The organism is Pseudoxanthomonas sp. PXM04, assembly GCF_014851695.1.
Taxonomy (GTDB): domain Bacteria; phylum Pseudomonadota; class Gammaproteobacteria; order Xanthomonadales; family Xanthomonadaceae; genus Pseudoxanthomonas_A; species Pseudoxanthomonas_A beigongshangi.
Genome location: NZ_JACVAG010000001.1, coordinates 717,814 through 738,092, shown reverse-complemented (window position 1 = coordinate 738,092; position 20,279 = coordinate 717,814). Strand labels below are relative to the sequence as shown.

Below are 20,279 nucleotides of genomic sequence, written 5' to 3'. Positions count from 1 at the left end.
TGCGCGGGGCGATCGCCCCGCACCACCCCGTTCTTCAACCGCGCAACCAGCGTCCCAGCAACGGCAACCGTCCCAGGCCCGCCGACTGCAGCAGGTTCCCCAGCAACCCGCCGCCAAAAACGCCCAGCGCCACCGGATAGGCCAGCACGCCGGTGGCCACTTCCAGCAGCAGCTGCGCGGCGGCCGGCACCTGGCCGGCGATCAGCGCGCGCACGCCCCACACCGCCAGCGCCATCGCCACGCAAGCCAGCGCCACCCGTGACAGCGGCGACCACAGGCGTCCCAGCCGCACGCCATCGCGATGGCAGGCCTGGACGGTCAGCAACCACTGCACCAGCATCGCCACCCCGACCGCGAAAGCCGCCGCCATCACTCCCCAACGCGCCAGCACGGCAAACGCGGCCAACAGCACCGCCATCGTCGCGACCTCGATCCACATGAGGATCGCGTTGCGGCCGAGCGAGGTCAGGAACGAGGACAGGATGTAACTGCCCGGTCCCAGCAGGAGCATGAAGGCCAGCACGCCCAGCAGCGGCGCGACCAGCGCCCAGGTCGGCGGCAGCAACGCGGCGACCAGGGTCGGCGCGACCATCGCCAGGCCCGCCGCCATCGGGCACAGCAGCACCGCCGCCACCACCAGTGCGTTGACGATCAGCGGCGCGCGCGCCGCCGGTTCCGCGCGCACGATCGCCGGCACCATCACCGTGCCGATATGGCCGCCCACGTAGACCGCAGGCAATTGCGCCAGGTTGAAGGCCATGCCATAGGCGCCGGCGTCATGCGCGCCGACCAGCCGCAGCATCAGCGGCTTGTCCCAGTAGCGCCCGCCCTCGGCAAGGGTGATTTCGCCGGTGATCGGCGCGCCGAACCGGATGATGTCGCGCACCCGCGCCCAGCGCAGGCGGGCCGGCGCCAGCCAGCTGCGCCAGCCGGTGCCGGTGATGGTGATCCCCGCGATCACGCAGGACTGGGCGATGAAACCCAGGATCATCGCGCGACCGCCGAGATCGGTCGTGCTCACCAGGGTCACCGCGACGGTGGCGTAGGCCACGTCACCCAGCGCGGTGGCCATGGCGATGCGCCCGAACCGCAGTTCGCGCGCCAGCAGCTTGTCGGGGATCGCACCCAGCCGGCGGATGCCGATGCCCAGCAGGGCGCCGGGCAGGTAGGCCGCCAGGTTCGGCGCCTGCAGCCAGCCGGCCAGCCATGGCGTTGCCCACCAGGTCGCCGCGATCACCAGCGAACCGGCCAGCAGGTAGAACACGCTGGCGGTGAAGATCGCCTCGCGCCCCTCGCCGCCGCGCACCATCACGTACTGGCCGCAGCCCCAGGCTCCGATCCAGTTGCCGGTCAGCGCGATGATGGTGGCGACCGTCACCTCGGCGACGATGTCCGGACTCAGGTGGCGGGCGATCAGCAGCGTGCCCAGCAACCCGACGGCGCGGCCGGCGAGGCCGGCGCCAATGCTCCACGCGGCGGCGGAAACGATCTTGTGCCTGTCCTTCAAACCCCGTCCCCACCCCGCCCCGCGTGGGCGCCATCGTACGTGCTCACGCGGTCTCCAGGCGCATGCCGCGCCGCTTCCACTCCGAGCGGATCCAGCGCATCGCCGGCCTCTCCACCCCGTGGCTCAGCAGCACGGCCAGGGCGAACGCCACCCCCACCGCCGCGCCGCAGGCGGCCAGGCTCGGCACGCCCAACTGCTCCAGCCGGTAGATCACCGCGAAACCGATCGCCTGGTGGATCAGGTACAGCGAATAGGACAGCGTGCCCAGCCAGGCGAAGAAGCGCACATTGAGGAAGCGCAGCCAGCCAAGGGTGAAGGCGATGAAGATCGCGCAGCAGACCGTGCCCACCAGCAGGAACACCGGCCGCTCGCCGACCGCGATCGCCAGCAGGCAAAGCCCGATCATGGTCGCGTTCAATCGCCATTCCTCCGGATTCTGGCGGATCCGGTAGAACAGGATGCCCATCGCGAAGAACGGGATGAAGCGCAGGATCAGCAGTTCGCGCAGCACGTAGGAAAAGTGCCAGCCATTCTTCTCGCACAGCCCTTCGATGGCGGCCAGCACCAGCCAGCCGGCGATGATCCAGTGGATCCGCTTCAGCAGCCCCAGCATGTACCAGAGCAGCATCTGCGCGTAGAAGAAGAGCTCGATCTGCAAGGTCCAGTACGAACCGTCCAGGTGCTCGCCGCCCAGGAACTCCTGGCACATCGTCAGGTTCAGCGCCCAGTCGTGCAGCGACAACTGCTGCAACGGCAGGCCGATCGAATAGACCACCAGGCTGGTCAGGGCCAGCGCCGCCCAGTAGGCGGGAAACAGCCGGGAAAATCGGGAGACCACGAAATCCATCGCGGTCCGGGTCCGTTCCAGGGTCATGAAGATGACGAAGCCGCTGATCAGGAAGAACAGTTGCACCCCGTACTTGCCGGCCAGCAGGTCCAGCGGCATGCCCCCCGCATGGCCTATCTGCTCCGTGTACCGCGTTGTGTAGTGGTAAGCCATCACGGCCACGGCGGCGATGCCCCGCAGGGCATCCAGCTCCACCACGCGCACGGAAGGCGAATTTTCGCGGACCACTTCAACTCCCGGAACCGGTTCACTGCATGGTCGATATAACGCTAGCGAGTCCCGCAACAGGCCAGTTCCCGGCATCCGGCCGAGGCGGGGCGACATGCGGCTGCTGATCGTCACTTCGCAGTTCCCGATTGCCGGCGAGCCCAACCGCGGCCGTCCGATCTACCAGACCGTGCGCGAGCTTTCGCGGCTGGCACAGGTGCGCGTGCTCAGCCCGGTCGCCACCTATCCGCGCTGGGCGCAGCCGCGCAGCTACCTCTACCGGGCCTCGGACGAGCACCACAGCGTGCCGGGCTGCGACGTCGAATACGTGCGCTACCCCGCCCTGCCGGCGGTCAGCCGCCCGTTCAACGGCCGGCTGTGCGCGCGCGCCATCGCCGCGCCCTTGCGCGCCTTCGCGCCGGACCTGGTGCTGTCCTACTGGCTCTATCCGGATGCTTACGGGGCGATGCTGGCCGCGCGCCAGGCCGAAGTGCCGCTGGTGGTGGGCGCGCGCGGCTCGGATCTGCGCGTGCGCGACGCCATCAGCCGCCGGCTGACCCGCCCGGTGCTGCATGCCGCCCGCCGCCTGCTGGTGGTCAGCGAGGATCTGGGCCGGGTCGCCGAACGCGACTACGGTGCCCATCCGGACCGCATCCGCGCCATCCCCAACGGCTGCGATGCGTCCATCTTCCATCCGGCCGACCGCGCCGAGGCCAGGCGGGCGTTGGATCTGCCCGCGGACGCCGAAGTGGTCACCTACGTGGGCCGGCTGGTGCCCGAGAAGGGCCTGCGCGAACTGCTCGCCGCCGCCGGCGCGCTGCGCGCCAGCCGGCCGCGCCTGCAACTGGTGCTGGTGGGCGAAGGCCCGATGCACGCGGAACTGGCGGCGCTGGCCGCGGCCGGCGAGCTGCCGGTGCGTTTCGCCGGCACGCGCCCGCCGGCGGAAGTCGCGCGCTGGATGTGCGCCTCCGATCTGGTCACCCTGCCCAGCTATTCCGAAGGCCATCCCAACGTGCTGGTCGAGGCGCTGGCCTGCGGCCGGCCGGTGGTGGCCACCCCGGTCGGCGGCATTCCCGAGGTGGTCGACGCGGCCAGCGGCGTGCTGGTGCCGGCGCGCGATCCGGCCGCGTTGGCCGAGGGCCTGCGCGAAGCGCTGGAGCGCGACTGGGACGAGGCCGCCCTGGCGCGCCGCTTCTCGCGCGACTGGCGCCAGGTCGCCCAGGACACCCTGCTGGCCTGCGAGGAAGTGCTGGCCGAAGCCCGGGGCGAGCGTGCGCTGTACGCCGCCGGTTCCACCTGATTCCGCCGCGAAGGAGACCCGACCATGTGCGGAATCGCAGGTTTCAGCGGCGCTGACGTGACCCCGGACGGCGCCCGCCCGGCGCTGGAAAGGATGATCCATCCATTGGCCCATCGCGGCCCGGACGGCTTCGGCTTCCACGCCGAACCCGGCGCGGCACTGGCGCATGCGCGGCTGTCGATCATCGACCTGGCCACCGGCGATCAACCGATCCACAACGAGCGCCGCACGGCGTGGACGGTGTTCAACGGCGAGATCTTCAACTACGTGGAACTGCGCCGGGATCTGGAAGCCCGCGGCCACCGCTTCTACACCCACTCCGATACCGAAGTGATCGTGCACCTGTACGACCGCTACGGCGACGATTTCGTCCAGCACCTCAACGGCCAGTTCGCGATCGCCCTGTGGGACGGCGAACGCCGGCGGCTGGTGCTGGCGCGGGATCGCGCCGGCATCCGTCCGCTGTACCACGCCCATCGCCATGGCCGCGTGTGGTTCGCCTCGGAGGTGAAGTCGCTGCTGGCGGTGCTGCCCGAATGCGCGCAGCTCAATCCGCGCGCGCTGATGCAGACCCTGACCTATTGGGCGCCGGTGGATCCGGACACCCTGTACGAAGGCGTGCAGAGCCTGCCGCCGGGCTGCCTGCTGAGCATCGAGGCCGATGGCAGCCAGCACCTGCGTCCGTACTGGAACTGGACGTTCCCGGACGCCGCCGAAACCGCGCCATCGCGCTACCCGCTGTCGGTGGAACAGGCCACCGCCGAACTACGCACGCTGCTGGTCGACGCGGTGCGCCTGCAACTGCGCGCCGACGTCCCGGTCGGCGCCTACCTGAGCGGCGGCCTGGATTCCTCCGGCATCGTCGCGCTGATCAAGGGGTTCACCGACACGCCCGTCCGCACTTTCTCGGTCGCGTTCGAGGACGGCGAGTTCGACGAGAGCGAACACCAGCAGGCGATGGTCCGCCACCTCGGCACCGATCACACCACCCTGCGCTGCACCCGCCGCGATATCGGCGAAGCGTTCCCGCGCCTGATCCGCCACACCGAGACGCCGGTGCTGCGCACCGCGCCGGTGCCGTTGATGCTGCTGGCCGGCAGCGTGCGCGAGCACGGCTACAAGGTGGTGCTGACCGGCGAAGGCGCCGACGAGGTGTTCGGCGGCTACGACCTGTTCAAGGAGGCCAAGGTGCGCCGGTTCTGGGCGCGGCAACCGGATTCGCGCCTGCGCCCGCGCCTGCTGGAACGCCTGTACGGCTACCTGCGCAACTCGCCGGTCAGCCACCCGGGTTTCGCCCAGTCGTTCTTCGGCCAGGGCATGGAGCACCTGCACCGGCCGGTGTTCGCGCACGTGCCGCGCTGGACCACCTCGCAGCGCGCGCTGGGATTCCTCTCGCCGGATCTGCGCGCGGCCTCCACCAGTTGGGATCCGCTCGACGCCTACGAGCAGACCCTGCCACCGGAGATCATGGCGTGGAGTCCGCTGGCGCGCGATCAGTACGTGGAGGCCAAGTCGCTGCTGGCCGGCTACCTGCTGTCCTCGCAGGGCGACCGGGTGGCGATGGCCAATTCCATCGAAGGCCGCTTCCCCTATCTGGATCACCGGGTCATCGAGTTCGCCAACCGGCTGCCGCCGAGCTTCAAGATCCGCGGCATGACCGAAAAGTACCTGTTGCGCCGCGCGCTGGCGGATCTGCTCCCGGCCGACATCGTGCAGCGTACCAAGCAGCCTTACCGCGCGCCGGACAGCCAGAGTTTCTTCTTCGACGGAAAGCCGCTGGACTACGTCGCCGAACTGCTCGCGCCGGCCTCCATCCGCGACGCCGGCTACTTCGAACCGCAGGCGGTGTCGCGGCTGGTGGAGAAATGCCGGCAGGGCCGCGCCACCGGTTTCGCCGACAACCAGGCGTTCGTCGGCATCCTCTCGACCATGCTGGTGCACCGCCAGCTCAACGAAACGCGCACCGCCCCCCATGCCCATCGCGCCACCGACGCGCCGCTGGCCGTCCCGGCGGGCTGAGCGCACCCACCCGATCACGGAGCCGACATGCACTGGCGAGTCAAAGGAATGGTCCAGAAAGTGCTGGGATACCTGCCCGGCGGCCATACCCTGCATTTCCACCTGCAACGCCAGTTCGGCGGCCTGCAGGACTTCGAGCGCGAACTGTCGGTGAAGATCGACGACTGGGCGATCATGGCAGGCCACCTGCGCGATGCCGGCGCACCGTTCGCCGGCATGCGCGGTTTCGAGATCGGCACCGGCTGGTACCCGACCTTCCCGTTCGCCTGCTACCTGGCCGGCGCGGCGCGCATCACCACCTACGATCTGAACACCCACCTGCGCCGCGACCTGACCGAGCGGTGCGTGGCCACGCTGGAGAAATTCCTGCCGCGCATCGCCGAAGCCGGCGGCGCGGATCCGCATGCGGTGCGCGAGCGTTACCTGCGCCTGCGCAACCGCCTGCTGGCCGGCGATTCGCTGGAAGCGGCCACCGACGGCGTGATCCAGTACCGCGCCCCGGCTGACGCCACCCGCACCTCCCTGGCCGACGGCGAGGTCGACGTGGTGTTCTCCAACAGCGTGCTGGAACACGTGCCGCCGGAAGTCATCGGCGCGATGTATCGCGAGTCGATGCGGATCCTGGCGCCGGGCGGCATCATGTTCCACTCGGTCAACTGCGGCGACCACTACGCCTACGTGGATCGCGAGATTCACCAATTGCACTACCTGCGCTATTCCGATCGCCAGTGGCAACGCTGGAACAACGCCTTCCTGTACCAGAACCGGCTGCGCGCGCACCGCTTCGTCGATGACGCCCGCGACTGCGGCTTCGCCATCGTGCTGGACACCTCGAACGCGCGCCCGGAGCGCCTGCGGCAACTGGCGGCCACGCCGGTGCACCCGCAGTTCGCCGGCATTCCGCCGGAACAGCTTTGCATTACCAGCGTGGACTTCATCGCGCGCAAACCCGCCATGGCGGTGGCGCCGGCGGTGGCCGCCGCGATCTAGCCGCCCGGCGCACCTGCGGCGCCCGCCGGCGGCGCGATCCGCAACAGCTTGCCGTCCGGCGCGTCCACCAGCACGTACAGCGCGCCGTCCGGTCCCTGGCGCACATCGCGGATGCGCTGGCCGCGCTCGCCCAGCAGGCGCTCCTCGTGCACCACCTTGTCGCCATCCAGTTCCAGCCGGATCAATTCCTTGGCCGCCAGTGCGCCCAGGAACAGGTTGCCCCGCCACTGCGGGAACAGCCCGCCGGTATAGAACGCCATGCCGCTGACCGCCGGCGATTTCTCCCAGACGTAATGCGGATCCTCCATGCCCGGCACGCTGCGCCCGCGCGCGCCTTCCACCGGCTTGCCGCTGTAGTCGATGCCATGGGTGGCCAGTGGCCAGCCGTAGTTGGCGCCCGGTCGCGGCAGGTTGATCTCGTCGCCGCCCTGCGGGCCATGCTCGCTGGTCCACAGCGCGCGGGTGACCGGGTGCAGCGCCGCGCCCTGCATGTTGCGGTGGCCGTAGGACCAGATTTCCGGGCGCGCGCCGGCCTTGCCCACGAACGGGTTGTCGTCCGGGATGCGCCCGTCCGGCCAGATCCGCACCACCTTGCCCTGCAGCTTGTCCAGTTCCTGCGCAGCGGCGGCGGCCACCCGGTTGTCGCCCTGGGTGACGAACAGGTGGCCGGCGTCGTCGAACACCAGCCGCGCGCCGACGTGGGTGCCATGCGAGAGCTTCGGTTCCTGCCGGTACACCACCTCCACGTCCTTGAGCTGGTCGCCCTCCAGCCTTCCGCGCGCCACCGCGGTGCCGGCCTTGTTGCCGCGGAAGGTGGGTTCGGCGAATGCCAGATAGACCCAGGGCTCGCGCGCGAACTGCGGCGACAGCGCCACGTCCAGCAGCCCGGCCTGGCCATCGACGAAGATGTCGGGCAATCCGCCGATGGGCGCGGACACCTCGCCGTCCGCCGCGATGCGGCGCAGCCGGCCCGGGCGTTCCGTAATCAGGATGCCGCCATCCGGCAGGAAGGCCAGCGCCCAGGGGTGTTCCAGCCCGGTGACCAGTTCGGTCACGGTGTAAGCGCCCTTCTCCGAAACGTAGGGGACGGGGGTCGCCCCGCGGACCACGTGGGGCTGCACGGAAGGCGCCGGCGCATCCTGGCGGCAGGCCGCCAATCCCAGCAGCAGAACCAGTGGCAGACGGCGCATCGCGAGCTTCCCCGGCGTGAAGACCGCCGCGATGGTAACACCGCCACCGACCACGCCAACGCCACCGTACGGACTGGCCGGATGCCCGCCGGGCTTGCGTTTTCAATGACAGCAAGCGAAACCGCCACAGGGGACCCCCATGCAGCAGAAACAACAGATCAAGCAGTTCATCCTGGAGAACTTCCTGTTCTCGGATGACCCCACCGCCATCGGGGACCAGGATTCGCTGATTCGCGGCGGCATCATCGACTCGACCGGCATCCACGAGCTGATCTTCTTCCTGGAGGATCAGTTCAAGCTGCAGATCGTGCCGGAGGAAATGACCCCGGCCAACTTCGACACCATCGACACGGTGGACGAGTTCGTCACCCGCAAGCGGGCCGGCTGATCCATCGCCGATGGAAACCCTCTGCTCCCGGGTCGAACGCGTGGCGCGCGATGTGCCCGCGCGCACGGCCCTCGTCGACGGCGATCGCCACGCCGACTACGCCGGCTTCTGGCGGCAGGCGCGCCGGTTCGCCGCGCGCCTGCGCGAGACCGGCCTGCGCGATGGCGATCGGGTGGCGATCATCCTGCCCAACCGCATCGAGGCCGCGGTCGCCTGCTACGGCACCTGGCTGGCCGGCGGCATCGCGGTGCCGCTGAACGCGCAGGCGCGCCTGCGCGACTTCCTGCCCTGGCTGCAGCACTGCGGCGCACGCCACGTGGTGCATGAAGCCGCGCATCGCGATGTCGTCGAGGCGATCGCGCAGTTGCCCACGCCACCGGCCTGCACCGCGCTGGAAGACGGACAAGCACTGGTGGACGGCAACGCTGGCGAACCGCCGCCCACCACATTGCTGCCGGAAGCCTCGGATCCTGCGCTGCTCCTATATACCTCCGGCACCACCGGTGCGCCCAAGGGCGTGATGCTCACCCACGCCAACCTGTTGGCCAACGCACAGGCCATCGTGGATTACCTGCGCCTGGATGCTTCCGATCGCGTGCTCAGCGTGCTGCCGTTCTACTACGCCTATGGCGCATCGGTGCTGCATACCCATCTCATCAGCGGCGCCTGCGTGGTGCTCGGCCCCGGCCTGATGTTCCCTCACCTGGTGCTCGACGCCATCGAGCAGGCCGAAGCGACCGGCTTCTCCGGCGTGCCGTCCACTTTCGCCCTGCTGCTGGAGCCACTGGCCGCGCGTGCACGTCCGCTGTCCAGCCTGCGCTATCTCACCCAGGCCGGTGGCGCGATGTCGCCGGCGTTGACCCGCCGGGTACGCGAACTGCTGCCGACGCCGCGGTTGTACGTGATGTACGGGCAGACCGAGGCGACCTCGCGGATCAGCTGGCTGCCACCGGAACGGCTGGACGACAAGCTCGGTTCGGTCGGCATCCCGGTGACCGGCGTGCAATGGCGGATCCGCCGCGAGGACGGCGCCACCGCGGCGCCCGGCGAGGATGGCGAAGTCTGCGTGCGCGGCCCGAACGTGATGGCCGGCTACTGGAACAATCCCGAGGCGACCGCGCAGGTGCTGCGCGACGGCTGGCTGCACACCGGTGACCTCGGCCACCTGGATGCGGACGGCTTCCTGTACCTGCAGGGCCGCCGCAGCGACATGATCAAGACCGGCGCCCACCGCGTGCACCCCACCGACGTGGAAGAGGTCATCGCCGAGTTGCCCGTCGTCCGCGAGGTCGCGGTGGTGGGCGTGGACGACGAAGTGATGGGGCAGGTCATCCGTGCCTTCGTCGTCGCCGCCGGCGAACTGCCGCCCCGCGCCGAGGACCGCATCAAGGCGCACTGCCGCGCGCGCCTGGCCCCGTACAAGATTCCCCGACAAGTCACCTTCGTCGACACCCTGCCCCGGACCGCCTCGGGCAAGGTGCGACGCTTCCAACTGATGGAGCAGACCGCAACGCCATGAGCAGCCTCGACCGCCACGTCCTCGACATCGACTACGAACAGGAAGCCGATCGCATCGCCGCGCGCCTGCGTGAAATCACCGCGCGGCAGTTGCACCGGCGCGGCCTGGTGGTCGCCATTTCCGGCGGCATCGACAGCTCGGTCAGCGCGGCGCTGGCCGTGCGCGCGCTGGGTCCGGATCGCGTGTTCACCCTGATCCTGCCGGAACGCGACTCCTCCGACGATAGCGCGGTGCGCGCCCGCCTGCTGGCCGAACACCTCGGCGTGCGCACCGAGACCGTCGACATCGCGCCGGCACTGGAAGCCATCGGCTGCTACCGCGCGCGCGACCAGGCGGTGCGCAACACCCTGCCCGGGTACGGCGAGGGCTGGAAGTTCAAGATCGTCATCGACGGCGGCACCGAGGGCCGCATCAACCGCTTCCGCCTGATCGCCGAATCGCCGGATGGGCGGCGCCACGAGCGCGAACTGGCGCTGGCCGATTACCTGGCCATCGTCGCCGCGACCAATTTCAAGCAGCGCATCCGCAAGACGCTGGAGTACTTCCACGCCGATCGCCTCAACTACGGCGTGGTCGGCACGCCCAACCGGGTCGAATATGACCAGGGCTTCTTCGTCAAGAACGGCGACGGCTCCGCCGACGTCAAGCCCATCGCCCACCTGTACAAATCGCAGGTGTACGGCATGGCGCGCCACCTGGGCCTGCCCGAGCGCGTTTGCGCGGCGATTCCCACCACCGACACCTACAGCCTCAGCCAGGGCCAGGACGAGTTCTACTTCGCCCTGCCCTACCAGCAGATGGATCTGGCGTTGTGGGCGCTCAACCACGCCCGTCCCGCCGGCGAACTGGCCACCGCGCTGGGCATCACCCCGGCGCAGGCCGAGGCGGTCTACGAGGACATCCGCAACAAGCGCCGCACCACCCGCTACCTGCACATGGCACCGGTGCTGGCCGGCGACGTGCCCGAGCTGGACTGATCCGTGAACCAATCCCCGCCCACGCCGCAGTACCTGGTCCATGCCGGCGATCCGCTGCGCGACCGCGACACCGTGCTGTCGATCTGGTGGGGCAATCTGGGCCGCACCGATCGGATCGCCGCCAAGTACGACTGGTTCTACCTGGGTTGCCCGCACGGCGCGCCGTTGCTGCAACTGCTGCAGGAAACCCGGACCGGCCAATGGGTGGGCACTGCCTGCGCCGGCCGCCGCCGGATGCGCCATCGTGGCCGCGATCTGGACGCCGGCGTGCTGGTCGATCTGGCGGTGCTGCCCGAGCACCGCTCGCTCGGCCCGGCGCTGATGCTGCAGCAGGGGCTGATCGACGCCGGCCGGGAGCAGGTGGACGTCCTGTACGGATTCCCCAATCCGAAGGCGGCGGCGGTGTTCAAGCGCATGGGCTACCAGCAGGCGACCCATCTGGTGCGCTATGCGCGGGTGATCCGCCACGCGCGCTACCTGCGCGCGCGGATGCCGGAATGGCTGGCACCCGCCGCGGGCTGGCTGCTTGATACGGGGGTGGCCTTGCGCGACGGCTGGCGCCGCTGGCATGGCCCGCGCCTGCGCACCGAATGGGGCAACCGCGCCGATCCGCGCATGGATGCCCTGTGGGCTGCCGCGTCGCAGGGCGATGGCGTGCTCGCGGTGCGCGACAGCGTGCACGCCAAGTGGCGCTTCGACGACTCGCCGCTGGCGACCACCCGCTACCTCTGGATCACTTCGCCCGGCAGCCACGCACTGAAGGCATGGTTCGCGGTGCAGGTGGAGGACGCCACCCTGCACGTGCGCGACTTCTGGTCCGACAACGGCGCGCACGGACTCACCGTGCACTACGTGCAGGCCCTGATCGCCGCCGCGCGCGCAGCGGGCCATGGCTCGGTATCGGTGGAGATCACCGGGCCGGAAGGCCAGTTGCAGGGTTGGCGCGAGGCCGGCTTCAGCGAACGCAGCCAACGCCCGGTGTTCGTGCGCTGGAACCTCGCCAACGCCACCGAACCGGTCTGGTTCCTGACCTCGGCGGATGAGGACGAATGAGGCGCGCGGCCTGGCTTCAGGCCAGCCGCTGCGCCGGTTTGCGGAACAGGTAGAGCGCCAGCCAGTCCGGCCGGAAACGTCCACGCGCATCGACCACCGCATCGGTCTCGAAGCCGGTGCGCCCCAGCAGCCAGCCAACCCCGCCGGCGGCCGGATTGAGCACCGGCACGCTGGTGAAGATCAGCTCGTAGCCGGCATCGCGCGCGCGCTGCGCGATCGCATCGTCGAAGGAACCATGCGGGAAGGACATCGATTCGGCGTTGGGCGCCGGCTGTCCCAGCTGCCGCGCCAGCGCGGCGCGCGCGCCGGACAGTTCCGCGTCGAGATCGGCCGCGTGCTTCATCGGCGCATGGGTCTTGCCGTGCAGGCCCAGCGCCATGCCGCCGGCGGCCAGCCGATGCAATTCCTCCACGGTCACCATGTGCCGGTGGCCATCGTCCAGCGCCGCCATGAACGGCGCCAGCACCGCCTCGCGGTGTTCGGCCGGCATCCGTTCGAGCCGCGCGATCGCCTCGCGCAGTTCGTCCAGCGATTCATCGCGCGGCCGCCACGGTTCGGACAGGTGTGGCTGCATCGCGTCGGCCAAGTCGGCCAGCTTCAACGCGCCGCGGCGCAGCGCGGCGATCAGGCGTTCCTGGAAGAACGGCTGGCGGGTACCGACCGCATCGGACACCACGAACATCAACGCCGGCAGGCCCGCCTTGCGCAATTCGGGCAACGCGTAGTCGGCATTGTCGGCCCAGCCGTCGTCGAAGGTGATCAGCAGCGCGCGTGGCGGCAGCGGCGCCCCCGTCCGGCGCGAGGCCAGCACCTGTTCCAGCGATACCACGTGGTAGTGCCTGCGGAAAAACGCCAGCGAATCGGCCAGCCAGCGCGTGGCCAGCGTGTAATCCGGATCGCAGGTCCGCCAGCGCGGATCGTCCGGGCTCAGGGTACGATGGAACATCACCACGGTCAGGCTGTCCGCGTTGCGCACACGGTGGTACAGGCCCAACAGGCCACTGACGTATAGAAGCTTCTTGGAGAGATCCTTCAGCATGGCGCCAGCTATCGAGGTTTCAACGATTATACCCACCTACAACCGGCGGGACCTGGTGGTGCGCGCGATCGAAACGGTGCTCGCGCAGACCCGCGCCGTCGACGAAATCATCGTCGTCGACGATGGCTCCACCGATGGCACGGAACAACTCCTGCGCACGCGCTACGGCGATCGCGTGCGCTACGTATGGCAGGCCAACGCAGGCGTATCCGCCGCGCGCAACCACGGCATGCGCCTGGCCCGCGGCCGCTACTTCGCGTTGCTGGACAGCGACGACGAATGGCTGCCGGAAAAGACCGAACGGCAACTGGCCTGGCTGGAAGCGCACCCGGAGGCCGGCATGGTCCTGTGCGACGTCGAGCGGGTCGACAGCGAAGGCCGCCTGATCGACGTGTTTCGTCGCCGCGACGTCATCCGCGAAGACGGCCAGGTGCTGCGCTGGGTGATCCACAATCCCGCGCTCGCGCCGGCGTCGGCGATCCTGCGCCGCGAGGTGTTCGAGGACATCGGCGGTTTCGATGAAAGCCTGCGCACCGCCGAGGACATCGACTTCCACCTGCGCATCGCCCAGCGCTGGCCGATCGGCGTGGTCGAGCAGTCGCTGGTGCGCGCCATGCGCGGACACGATGGCCTCTCCGCCGAAGCCAGCACCTATGACGACTACGTGCGCGTGGTCGAACGTGCGGTGCGCGCCGCGCGCGGGCAGGTCGCCGATGCGGAACTGGACCGCGCCCTGGCCGGCACCTACGCGCGCAACGCGCGTGGAATGCTGATTCGCGGGCGCTGGCGCGACGGCTGGCGACTGGCGCGCGATGCCTGGCGACTGACGCCGGATCCGGCGGTCCGCCGCGAACTGCTGCGGCTGGCGCCGTTCGCCGCGCGTCGCGCGATCCGCAGCCTGCTTCCCGGTTGAGCCGCGGCGTTCCCGCATCCCGGGAACGCCGTCAGCGCGCGCCACGTCCGAACAGCACGACCTCGACCGTCTGCAGCAGGATCATCAGGTCGAACACCAGGCCGTGGTTCTTCACGTAGAACAGATCGAACTTCAGCTTCTCCTCGGCGTCGCGCACCGAGGCACCGTAGGGATAGCGCAGTTGCGCCCAGCCGGTCAGGCCCGGCTTCACGCTGTGGCGAACGCCGTAGTAGCGGATCTCGTCGTTGAGCATGTCGACGAAATGCGGCCGCTCCGGGCGCGGCCCGACGAAACTCATGTCGCCGCGGATCACCGCCACCAGTTGCGGCAGCTCGTCCAGGCGGGTCTTGCGGATGAACTTGCCGACCCGGGTACTGCGATCATCGTCCTTGCTCGCCCATATCGCCACGCCGTCCTTTTCCGCATCCACGCGCATGCTGCGGAACTTGGTCAGGGTGAAGTGGCGGCCACGCTCGCCCACCCGGGTCTGGCTGTAGAAAATCGGGCCGCCCGATTCCACCCAGACCGCCAGCGCCACCAGCAGCATCAGCGGCCAGGCGATCAGCAGCAGCGCCAGCGCCGCCGCCAGATCGAAGAAGCGCTTGCTCAGCCGCCGCGGCGTCGAATAATCGAATCCGCCCGAGAACACCAGCCAGGAAGGATCCACCACGTTGAGCTGGACCATTCCGGCCTCGCGCTCGAAGAAGCTGGACAGGTCCACCACCGACACGCCGCGCTGCACGCACAGCAGCATCTCTTCCATCGGCAGGCCGCCGCGACGCTCGTCGGGCGCGATCACCAGTTCGTCGATCTGCATGCGCTCGACCAGTTCGGCCAGGCCCTCCTCGCCCGGGCGGACCAGCAGGTCCTCGCTCACCAGCACCGGCTGGCCGGGCACCGGCACGAAGCCGAGCACCAGGAACGAACGCCGATCAGATTTGCGGCGCATGCGTGAATTGATCAGGTCGGCATTCTTGCCGGCGCCGAAAATCAGGATCCGCTGCTTGAGCACATCCGAACCGTAGATGCGCATCCAGGCCAGCCGCACCAGGCAGACGCCTACCAGACCGAGCGCCAGCGACATCGCCTGCACGCCGCGGCCGATGTAAGTGGCCGGAATCAGGTAATACAGCACCACCAGGCCAATGCCGCCGAATGCGAACGAGAGGGTCAGCCGCAGGATGAAATCCAGCCGGGTGTGGCGGACGTGCACCTGGTACAGGCCGAACGCCGCCATCGCGCCGGTGAGGAACAGCGCCACCAGCACCGCGCGGATCGGCGCCTGTTCGACGAAGACGACGTGGTACTCGGGCTCGTTGTGGAAACGGATCCAGGCGGCGGCCATCACCGCGGCCATCAGCACGATGGCCTCCGCGATCCACAGGATGCGGGCGGCGCGCGCCTTGCGGCTGGCCTGGCTGGACTTCATGACAACCTCCCGGCCACCGGCATCGGCAGCGCCTTCATCCGCAAGCCCCGCGGCGCGCGGCACCGGCCGCACGCATTCAAGCAATCCTGCATGTCTCCCCCTGTCCTGGCCCCCGAATCCCTGGTGTTCCTGCGGCCTGCCCGTACTAAGGTCATTCGCGGATACCCACGGTTTCACTTGCATTGGTAACACCGCTATCAACGCGACTTCAGCCGGCACCCGGCCACCTTCCGTCCGCTTCCCGAATCGGGAGTCCGCACCGGGAAACACCCTGCCCCGACGGCGGGATACCTGTCCGGACAGGCCCCTGGCGATCCGTCCGCGGGGATCTCCCCCGCCCGCGACCACGAAAAAGGCCGGGTCGCCCCGGCCTTCCTTTTTCCGCAAGCGCCGGGAAGGCCGGAGCCTGCCCGGTTACCCGGCGCGTCCGTCAGGGCCTCACAACCGAACGGCGATAACGCGCCGCCGGTGCCTGCCGGTACGGCGACCGCCCGACATACACGCCACGCCCGCTCGACACCGGCTGGACCTGCCCTCCGGCGGTCGGCGGTGCGGCCGACGAAGCCGGCCCCTGTCCGGGAATCATCGGTTGTGCGCCGTTGACCCGGATGCGGGTATCGATGTCGCTCTGCTCCAGCGCACCGATGGCGATCCGGCTCGGCGCCAATCGCGCGTGCGCGTCGCCGATCGCCAGCTTGGCCCGCAGCGGCGGGTCGAACGCCGGCAACAGTTGCGGCGAGGGGAACGGGAACGCCGTCGGGGTCACCGGCGTGTTGTTGCCCGCGGCGAGCAGGGGACTGCCGGCGCGGGGACGCAGGCTGCGCTGGGTGAGATTGGTGAGCATCGGATCCGAGCCACGCACGGTGCCGCTCCACTCCGCCGGCACCAGGGTCGCCCCGGTCTGCACCCAGTTGTTGCTGCCGGCGACCTTGCGGCCGTTCGACCACGGCTCGCGGCTCGACGGCCCACAGTAGGGCGCGGCCACGTCGCTGGCCGGGTTCTCACGCACGATCGCCGGGGTGCTGCCGCCATTCTGGTAGATGGCGTTGTTGTGCATCTCCAGCGAGCCCTGGCCCAGTTGCACCAACACCGCGTTGGCGTTGCCGCCGCGATCCAGGATGATCGTGTTGTTGACCAGGCGGGTACGGCCCTGGTTGCGGCCGTTGAGATCGCCGCCGATGCGGAATGCGTTGCCGGAACGGCTGCCGGCACGATGGATGATCACGTTGCCGACCACGTCGGCATCCTCGCGGCGCAGGTCCGCGGTCCAGCCGGACTTCTGGGTTTCGCAGTCCGGCCCGATCAGTTCCACCTCGTGCAGATCCGAGCCTTCGATCCAGTTGTAATAGATCTCCGCACGCTGGTGGCGCACCCGCACCAGCACGCCGCCGGTGGCGTCGTGCACGTAGTTGTAGCGCATCCGGAACACGGTGTCCGGGAACGCGACCTCGTCGGATTGCATGTAGATCGCATGACGGCGATCGCCCTGCCCGGCCCGCGCGACCTCGCTGTATTCGAGCGTGAACGAACCCGAATTCTGATCCGCGCCGAGGATGCCGTGCGACGGGCAGTCGTGGATGTAGGCATCACGCACGGTCGCGTTGTGGGCCTCGCTGAAGACGCAACTCGAGCTGCCGCCGGTGATTTCGAATCCTTCCAGCACGACGTGGTTGGATTGTTCGAACTTGATGGTATGGGTGCCACCGCTCAGCACCGGCCGCGTGGCGCCGGCCACCCGCCGCCAGCGGATGGTCACCGGATTGGCTTCGGTGCCGCTGTCGTCGTCACCGATGACGATGTTGCCGGTGTAGGTCGCATTGCCATCCACCTCGACGATGTCGCCGGGGGCGAGGTTGACGTTGTTGAACAGCGTGGACAGCTGGGTGTACTGGCGCCCGGACGGGCCGACCGTATAGGTCGCGGCCGCCGCGCTCAGCGGGGCAGCCGCAATCAGCCCCAGGCCGAGCAAGGACTTGGAAAAACGCATTGATTTGGAACTCCCGGAATTCTGGTTGTTCCCCCTGTGGACGGTATTGTCACGGGCCGACCGTGAAAGTCCCGCTAACCGGCGCCGATCGCGTCCCCGGCATTTTCCGAACTGCGACCGGGTCGTCATCCCGGCTCAATGGCGGGAGCGCCGGCGGTGCCCGCCCGCCGCGGGCCGGCATCGGCCCCGGAAATTCGTTACGGAAAAATGATTGACGACCGAAATCGAATCGTGCAGAATTCCGCCTCTAACGCAACGCGCCCGTAGCTCAGCTGGATAGAGTACCTGGCTACGAACCAGGCGGTCGGGAGTTCGAATCTCTCCGGGCGCGCCATTTGCAAGAACAGGCAGACTTCGGTCTGCCTGTTTTTTTATGTCCGCGACGCTGGAAACCTGAGGCATTCGCCCCGCCTTTTTCCCTTCATGGATGGGATGGCCGCACGAGCGGCTGTGCTCCACGACGCGTTCAGGCGATAGCCTGGTCCCCGTCGTCATTCCCTCAACCACTTTCGCAGATCGTTGTCATCATGCTGGCAGGCGGCGGGCATGCATTTGTAGGCGCGCTCCTTGGCCTGCCAGTAGTAGTAGGCGGATACGCATAGCCAGTCCAGTCCGGACTGGCTGGCATTGAGCTTCGGATACAGCCAGAGCAGGGTGATGTCTTCCCCGCCGCCGATGTATGCCGCGCAACCGGTGTCCTCGGCTTGGACGATGATGACCCCGGTCTCGCTGATGACCGCCTGTTTGACGTGGCGGGTTCCCTGACTTCCCGGAAGATAACCGACCGGCGTGTAGCCGAAGACTTCCATCGGGCTCTTGCCCTGGATCGGCAGGGATGCCAGGAAAGTGGCCGGGTCCCCCTGGGTCATGACTGTCTCAAGTACCGCCGATTTGAGCGGCCCCACTACCGCAAAGGCTTCACTCATGCGCGCCCGGGCCATGAAATCCCGATAGGCCGGCACCACCAGGGCCAGCAAAAGTCCCGCGACGGCAAGCACCACCGCCAATTCGACCAGTGTGACCCCCGATACGTGATTCTTGCTGCCTATCCCCGGGAATGATTTGGACTGCATACGGCACAGTCTGAGAAACCGGGGACCGCCAGAAAATCGGATTCCTCTTAATTTTCCAGGGTGCAACGAAGCTCCGAAAACCGAAAAACCTCGCCGCGGCGAGGCTTTCGGGGCGCGGGTCGGCCAACGCCGGAGGGAGCCGCCCTCTTACTTCCCGATCGGCTGAGCGACGCCACTGGCGAACGCGGTGGCCAGCAGATGCTTCAGTCCCTCATTGGCGCGTTGGGACGCTTCGGCCTGGCGGGTACTGAGCACGGCCTGCTGCTGGCTCAGATCGGCCTGTCGGCGACTCAGGCCTTCCTGGCGCTCGCCCAACGCCTTCTGGCGCGCGGCGAGCTCGGCCTGTTCGCGCTTTTCACTGGCCGATTCATCACGCGAACCTCCGTCCATCGCCCGCTGCGCCGCCGCCAGCGCCAACCGCGCCTGGCGCTGGCCCAGCTCGCCCTGCTCCTGGCCGAGCTTGCCCTGCTGCTGGCCCAACGCGCCCTGGCGCTGGCCCAGCGCGCCCTGCTGATCGCCGAGTTCGCGGATGGGTGCGATCAGCGCGTCAAAGCGCGCCAGCGTCTCCGGATCCCGAATCAGGTAGCGCGCGCCGCCCTGGCGAACCCAGAGCGCGTCTCCCTGCCCGGCGATCGCGCGGCGCGCTTCTTCCAGATCATCGGTGGAGCCATTCATGACGGTGCGCTCGCCCTTGCCGCGGATGCGCACATAGGCCTGATCCGTACCGGACTTGGACAGGTGGATCTGTCCGCTGATTTCATCCTCCCCGCTCGCGGTGGTGACCAGGGAAGTGGTCGACTGGACGATGACCGTTCCACCACCGGCGGACTGCGGACCCGCCGCGGCGGCCCCCTCGCTGGGTGCGGCCACCAGCCGCAACGGCGCCACGCCGATGGCGGCCACCAGGATCAGCAGCGCGAAAGCACCCACGCGCGGAAAGGAAGCGGTGTTCTGCAACATGGTCAATCTCCTTTTGAGGCAGAGGAAAGTGGGAGAGGCGCTGGCCAGCCCGGTACGCAGCGAGGGCGACGTGCCCAGCCGTACCAACAGGCGGCCGTAGTCATGACGGCAGCGGCGATCCCCCGCCACCACCGCCGCATCGCAGGCGGCTTCGCGGGCGATGCCGTACTCGCGCACCGCCAGGTGGATCAGCGGATGGAAGAAGAACAGGTGGCGCGCCAGGGTCGGGCCCCATCCCCACCACAGATCGCGCCGGTGCAGGTGCACCAGCTCGTGGGTCAGCGCCATGTCGAGGTCGTCGCCACCCAGCAGCCGATGCGCGGGCAGCAGCAGGATCGGGCGCCAGGGCCCGACCAGTTGCGGGGAATCGATACCGTCGGAGACGCGCAATCGCGGAGTCCGCCGCAGTCCGTGGGCCTCGGCGGCGAGCGCCAGCGCCTCGACCAGCACTTCGTCCGTGCATGGCGCCGAACGCCTGAGCAGTTCGCGGCTGCGCCACCAGTCACGCAGCGTCACGCCGCTCATGACGATCACGCCTGCCAGCCATAGCGCCACCAGGCCAAGCTGCCAGGAAAACCCGGGCGGGACCGCTGGCGCGGCGGTGTTCGCACCCGCCATCGCGTCGCCGCCCGCCGCGGCAAGCGGCATGGTTTCGACAACCGGGACGGCAGGCGCCTGCGCCAGCCACGGCAGTTCCAGCGGAGGCGCGACCAGCCCGAGCAGGGCCTGCAGGGCCACCAGCCACCACAACCAGCACTGGGTCGCCGGCGGCACGCGTGGCAACAGCCGGCAGAGACCCCAGACCAGGGTCACCAGCACCACGGTCTGCACGCTGGTCGCCGCCAGCCGCTCCAGGCACGCAACGATGAAGGCGTCCATCG

At 68.9% G+C, this 20,279-nt stretch carries 16 protein-coding genes and 1 tRNA gene; 9 read left to right on the top strand and 8 right to left on the bottom strand.

The features are described from left to right. Positions 1-34 precede the first annotated feature (34 nt). On the bottom strand, positions 35-1,507 hold the full coding sequence (locus IB228_RS03520) for an oligosaccharide flippase family protein (RefSeq protein WP_192197584.1): 1,473 nt from the start codon (positions 1,505-1,507) through the stop codon (positions 35-37). Between the two features lie 43 nt (positions 1,508-1,550). Continuing rightward, positions 1,551-2,582: an acyltransferase gene (locus IB228_RS03515; protein ID WP_192197583.1), complete on the bottom strand. Its 1,032-nt coding sequence runs from the start codon at positions 2,580-2,582 to the stop codon at positions 1,551-1,553. A gap of 94 nt (positions 2,583-2,676) precedes the next feature. Between IB228_RS03515 and IB228_RS03510 the strand changes: the two genes are divergently transcribed. From IB228_RS03510 to IB228_RS03500, 3 genes are read left to right on the top strand one after another with little or no spacing between them, the layout of a single operon-like run. Then, entirely contained in the window at positions 2,677-3,861 is a 1,185-nt protein-coding gene (locus IB228_RS03510; RefSeq protein ID WP_192197582.1) for a glycosyltransferase, read from the top strand. A 24-nt stretch (positions 3,862-3,885) separates the two neighbouring features. Then, positions 3,886-5,880, top strand: coding sequence for an asparagine synthase (glutamine-hydrolyzing) (gene asnB / locus IB228_RS03505; RefSeq protein WP_192197581.1), 1,995 nt, complete (start codon positions 3,886-3,888; stop codon positions 5,878-5,880). A gap of 48 nt (positions 5,881-5,928) precedes the next feature. Next, on the top strand, positions 5,929-6,870 hold the full coding sequence (locus tag IB228_RS03500; RefSeq protein WP_225562210.1) for a class I SAM-dependent methyltransferase: 942 nt from the start codon (positions 5,929-5,931) through the stop codon (positions 6,868-6,870). On the opposite strand, the gene IB228_RS03495 is transcribed toward IB228_RS03500, so the two are convergent. Beyond that, positions 6,867-8,060: a PQQ-dependent sugar dehydrogenase gene (locus tag IB228_RS03495; protein WP_192197580.1), complete on the bottom strand. Its 1,194-nt coding sequence runs from the start codon at positions 8,058-8,060 to the stop codon at positions 6,867-6,869. The two genes, IB228_RS03500 and IB228_RS03495, sit on opposite strands and share 4 nt — an antisense overlap. Before the next feature lie 139 nt (positions 8,061-8,199). On the opposite strand from IB228_RS03495, the gene IB228_RS03490 reads away from it, so the two are divergent. The 4 genes from IB228_RS03490 to IB228_RS03475 are packed head-to-tail and all read left to right on the top strand — an operon-like array spanning position 8,200 to position 11,997. After that, the gene (locus IB228_RS03490; RefSeq protein ID WP_183642589.1) at positions 8,200-8,448 is read left to right on the top strand and encodes an acyl carrier protein; all 249 of its coding nucleotides are present in this window, start codon (positions 8,200-8,202) and stop codon (positions 8,446-8,448) included. Positions 8,449-8,458: 10 nt separating this feature from the next. Next, positions 8,459-9,967 (top strand): class I adenylate-forming enzyme family protein, encoded by a 1,509-nt coding sequence (locus IB228_RS03485; RefSeq protein WP_192197579.1) that lies wholly within the window; start codon positions 8,459-8,461, stop codon positions 9,965-9,967. Beyond that, positions 9,964-10,944, top strand: coding sequence for an NAD(+) synthase (nadE, locus tag IB228_RS03480; protein ID WP_192197578.1), 981 nt, complete (start codon positions 9,964-9,966; stop codon positions 10,942-10,944). Before IB228_RS03485 ends, nadE begins: the two co-directional genes overlap by 4 nt. A 3-nt stretch (positions 10,945-10,947) precedes the next feature. Continuing rightward, positions 10,948-11,997 carry a GNAT family N-acetyltransferase gene (locus IB228_RS03475; RefSeq protein ID WP_183642596.1) on the top strand — a complete coding sequence of 350 codons (1,050 nt, stop codon included), beginning with the start codon at positions 10,948-10,950 and terminating at the stop codon, positions 11,995-11,997. Between the two features lie 16 nt (positions 11,998-12,013). On the opposite strand, the gene IB228_RS03470 is transcribed toward IB228_RS03475, so the two are convergent. Next, positions 12,014-13,036, bottom strand: coding sequence for a polysaccharide deacetylase family protein (locus IB228_RS03470; protein ID WP_192197577.1), 1,023 nt, complete (start codon positions 13,034-13,036; stop codon positions 12,014-12,016). Between IB228_RS03470 and IB228_RS03465 the strand changes: the two genes are divergently transcribed. After that, entirely contained in the window at positions 13,035-13,949 is a 915-nt protein-coding gene (locus IB228_RS03465) for a glycosyltransferase (protein WP_183642601.1), read from the top strand. The genes IB228_RS03470 and IB228_RS03465 overlap by 2 nt on opposite strands. Positions 13,950-13,980: 31 nt before the next feature. Here the strand turns inward: IB228_RS03465 and IB228_RS03460 are convergent, their stop codons facing one another. Together IB228_RS03460 and IB228_RS03455 are read right to left on the bottom strand one after the other, a co-directional pair. Then, positions 13,981-15,378 carry a TIGR03013 family XrtA/PEP-CTERM system glycosyltransferase gene (locus IB228_RS03460; RefSeq protein WP_141453441.1) on the bottom strand — a complete coding sequence of 466 codons (1,398 nt, stop codon included), beginning with the start codon at positions 15,376-15,378 and terminating at the stop codon, positions 13,981-13,983. A 430-nt stretch (positions 15,379-15,808) separates the two neighbouring features. Beyond that, complete coding sequence (locus IB228_RS03455) at positions 15,809-17,365, bottom strand: right-handed parallel beta-helix repeat-containing protein (protein ID WP_192197576.1); 1,557 nt, start codon at positions 17,363-17,365, stop codon at positions 15,809-15,811. 257 nt (positions 17,366-17,622) lie between these two features. On the opposite strand from IB228_RS03455, the gene IB228_RS03450 reads away from it, so the two are divergent. Next, positions 17,623-17,699 (top strand) — tRNA-Arg (locus tag IB228_RS03450). A gap of 157 nt (positions 17,700-17,856) precedes the next feature. On the opposite strand, the gene IB228_RS03445 is transcribed toward IB228_RS03450, so the two are convergent. After that, positions 17,857-18,438: a pilin gene (locus tag IB228_RS03445; RefSeq protein ID WP_183642610.1), complete on the bottom strand. Its 582-nt coding sequence runs from the start codon at positions 18,436-18,438 to the stop codon at positions 17,857-17,859. 147 nt (positions 18,439-18,585) lie between these two features. Next, entirely contained in the window at positions 18,586-20,277 is a 1,692-nt protein-coding gene (locus IB228_RS03440) for a M56 family metallopeptidase (RefSeq protein WP_192197575.1), read from the bottom strand. Positions 20,278-20,279: the final 2 nt, after the last annotated feature.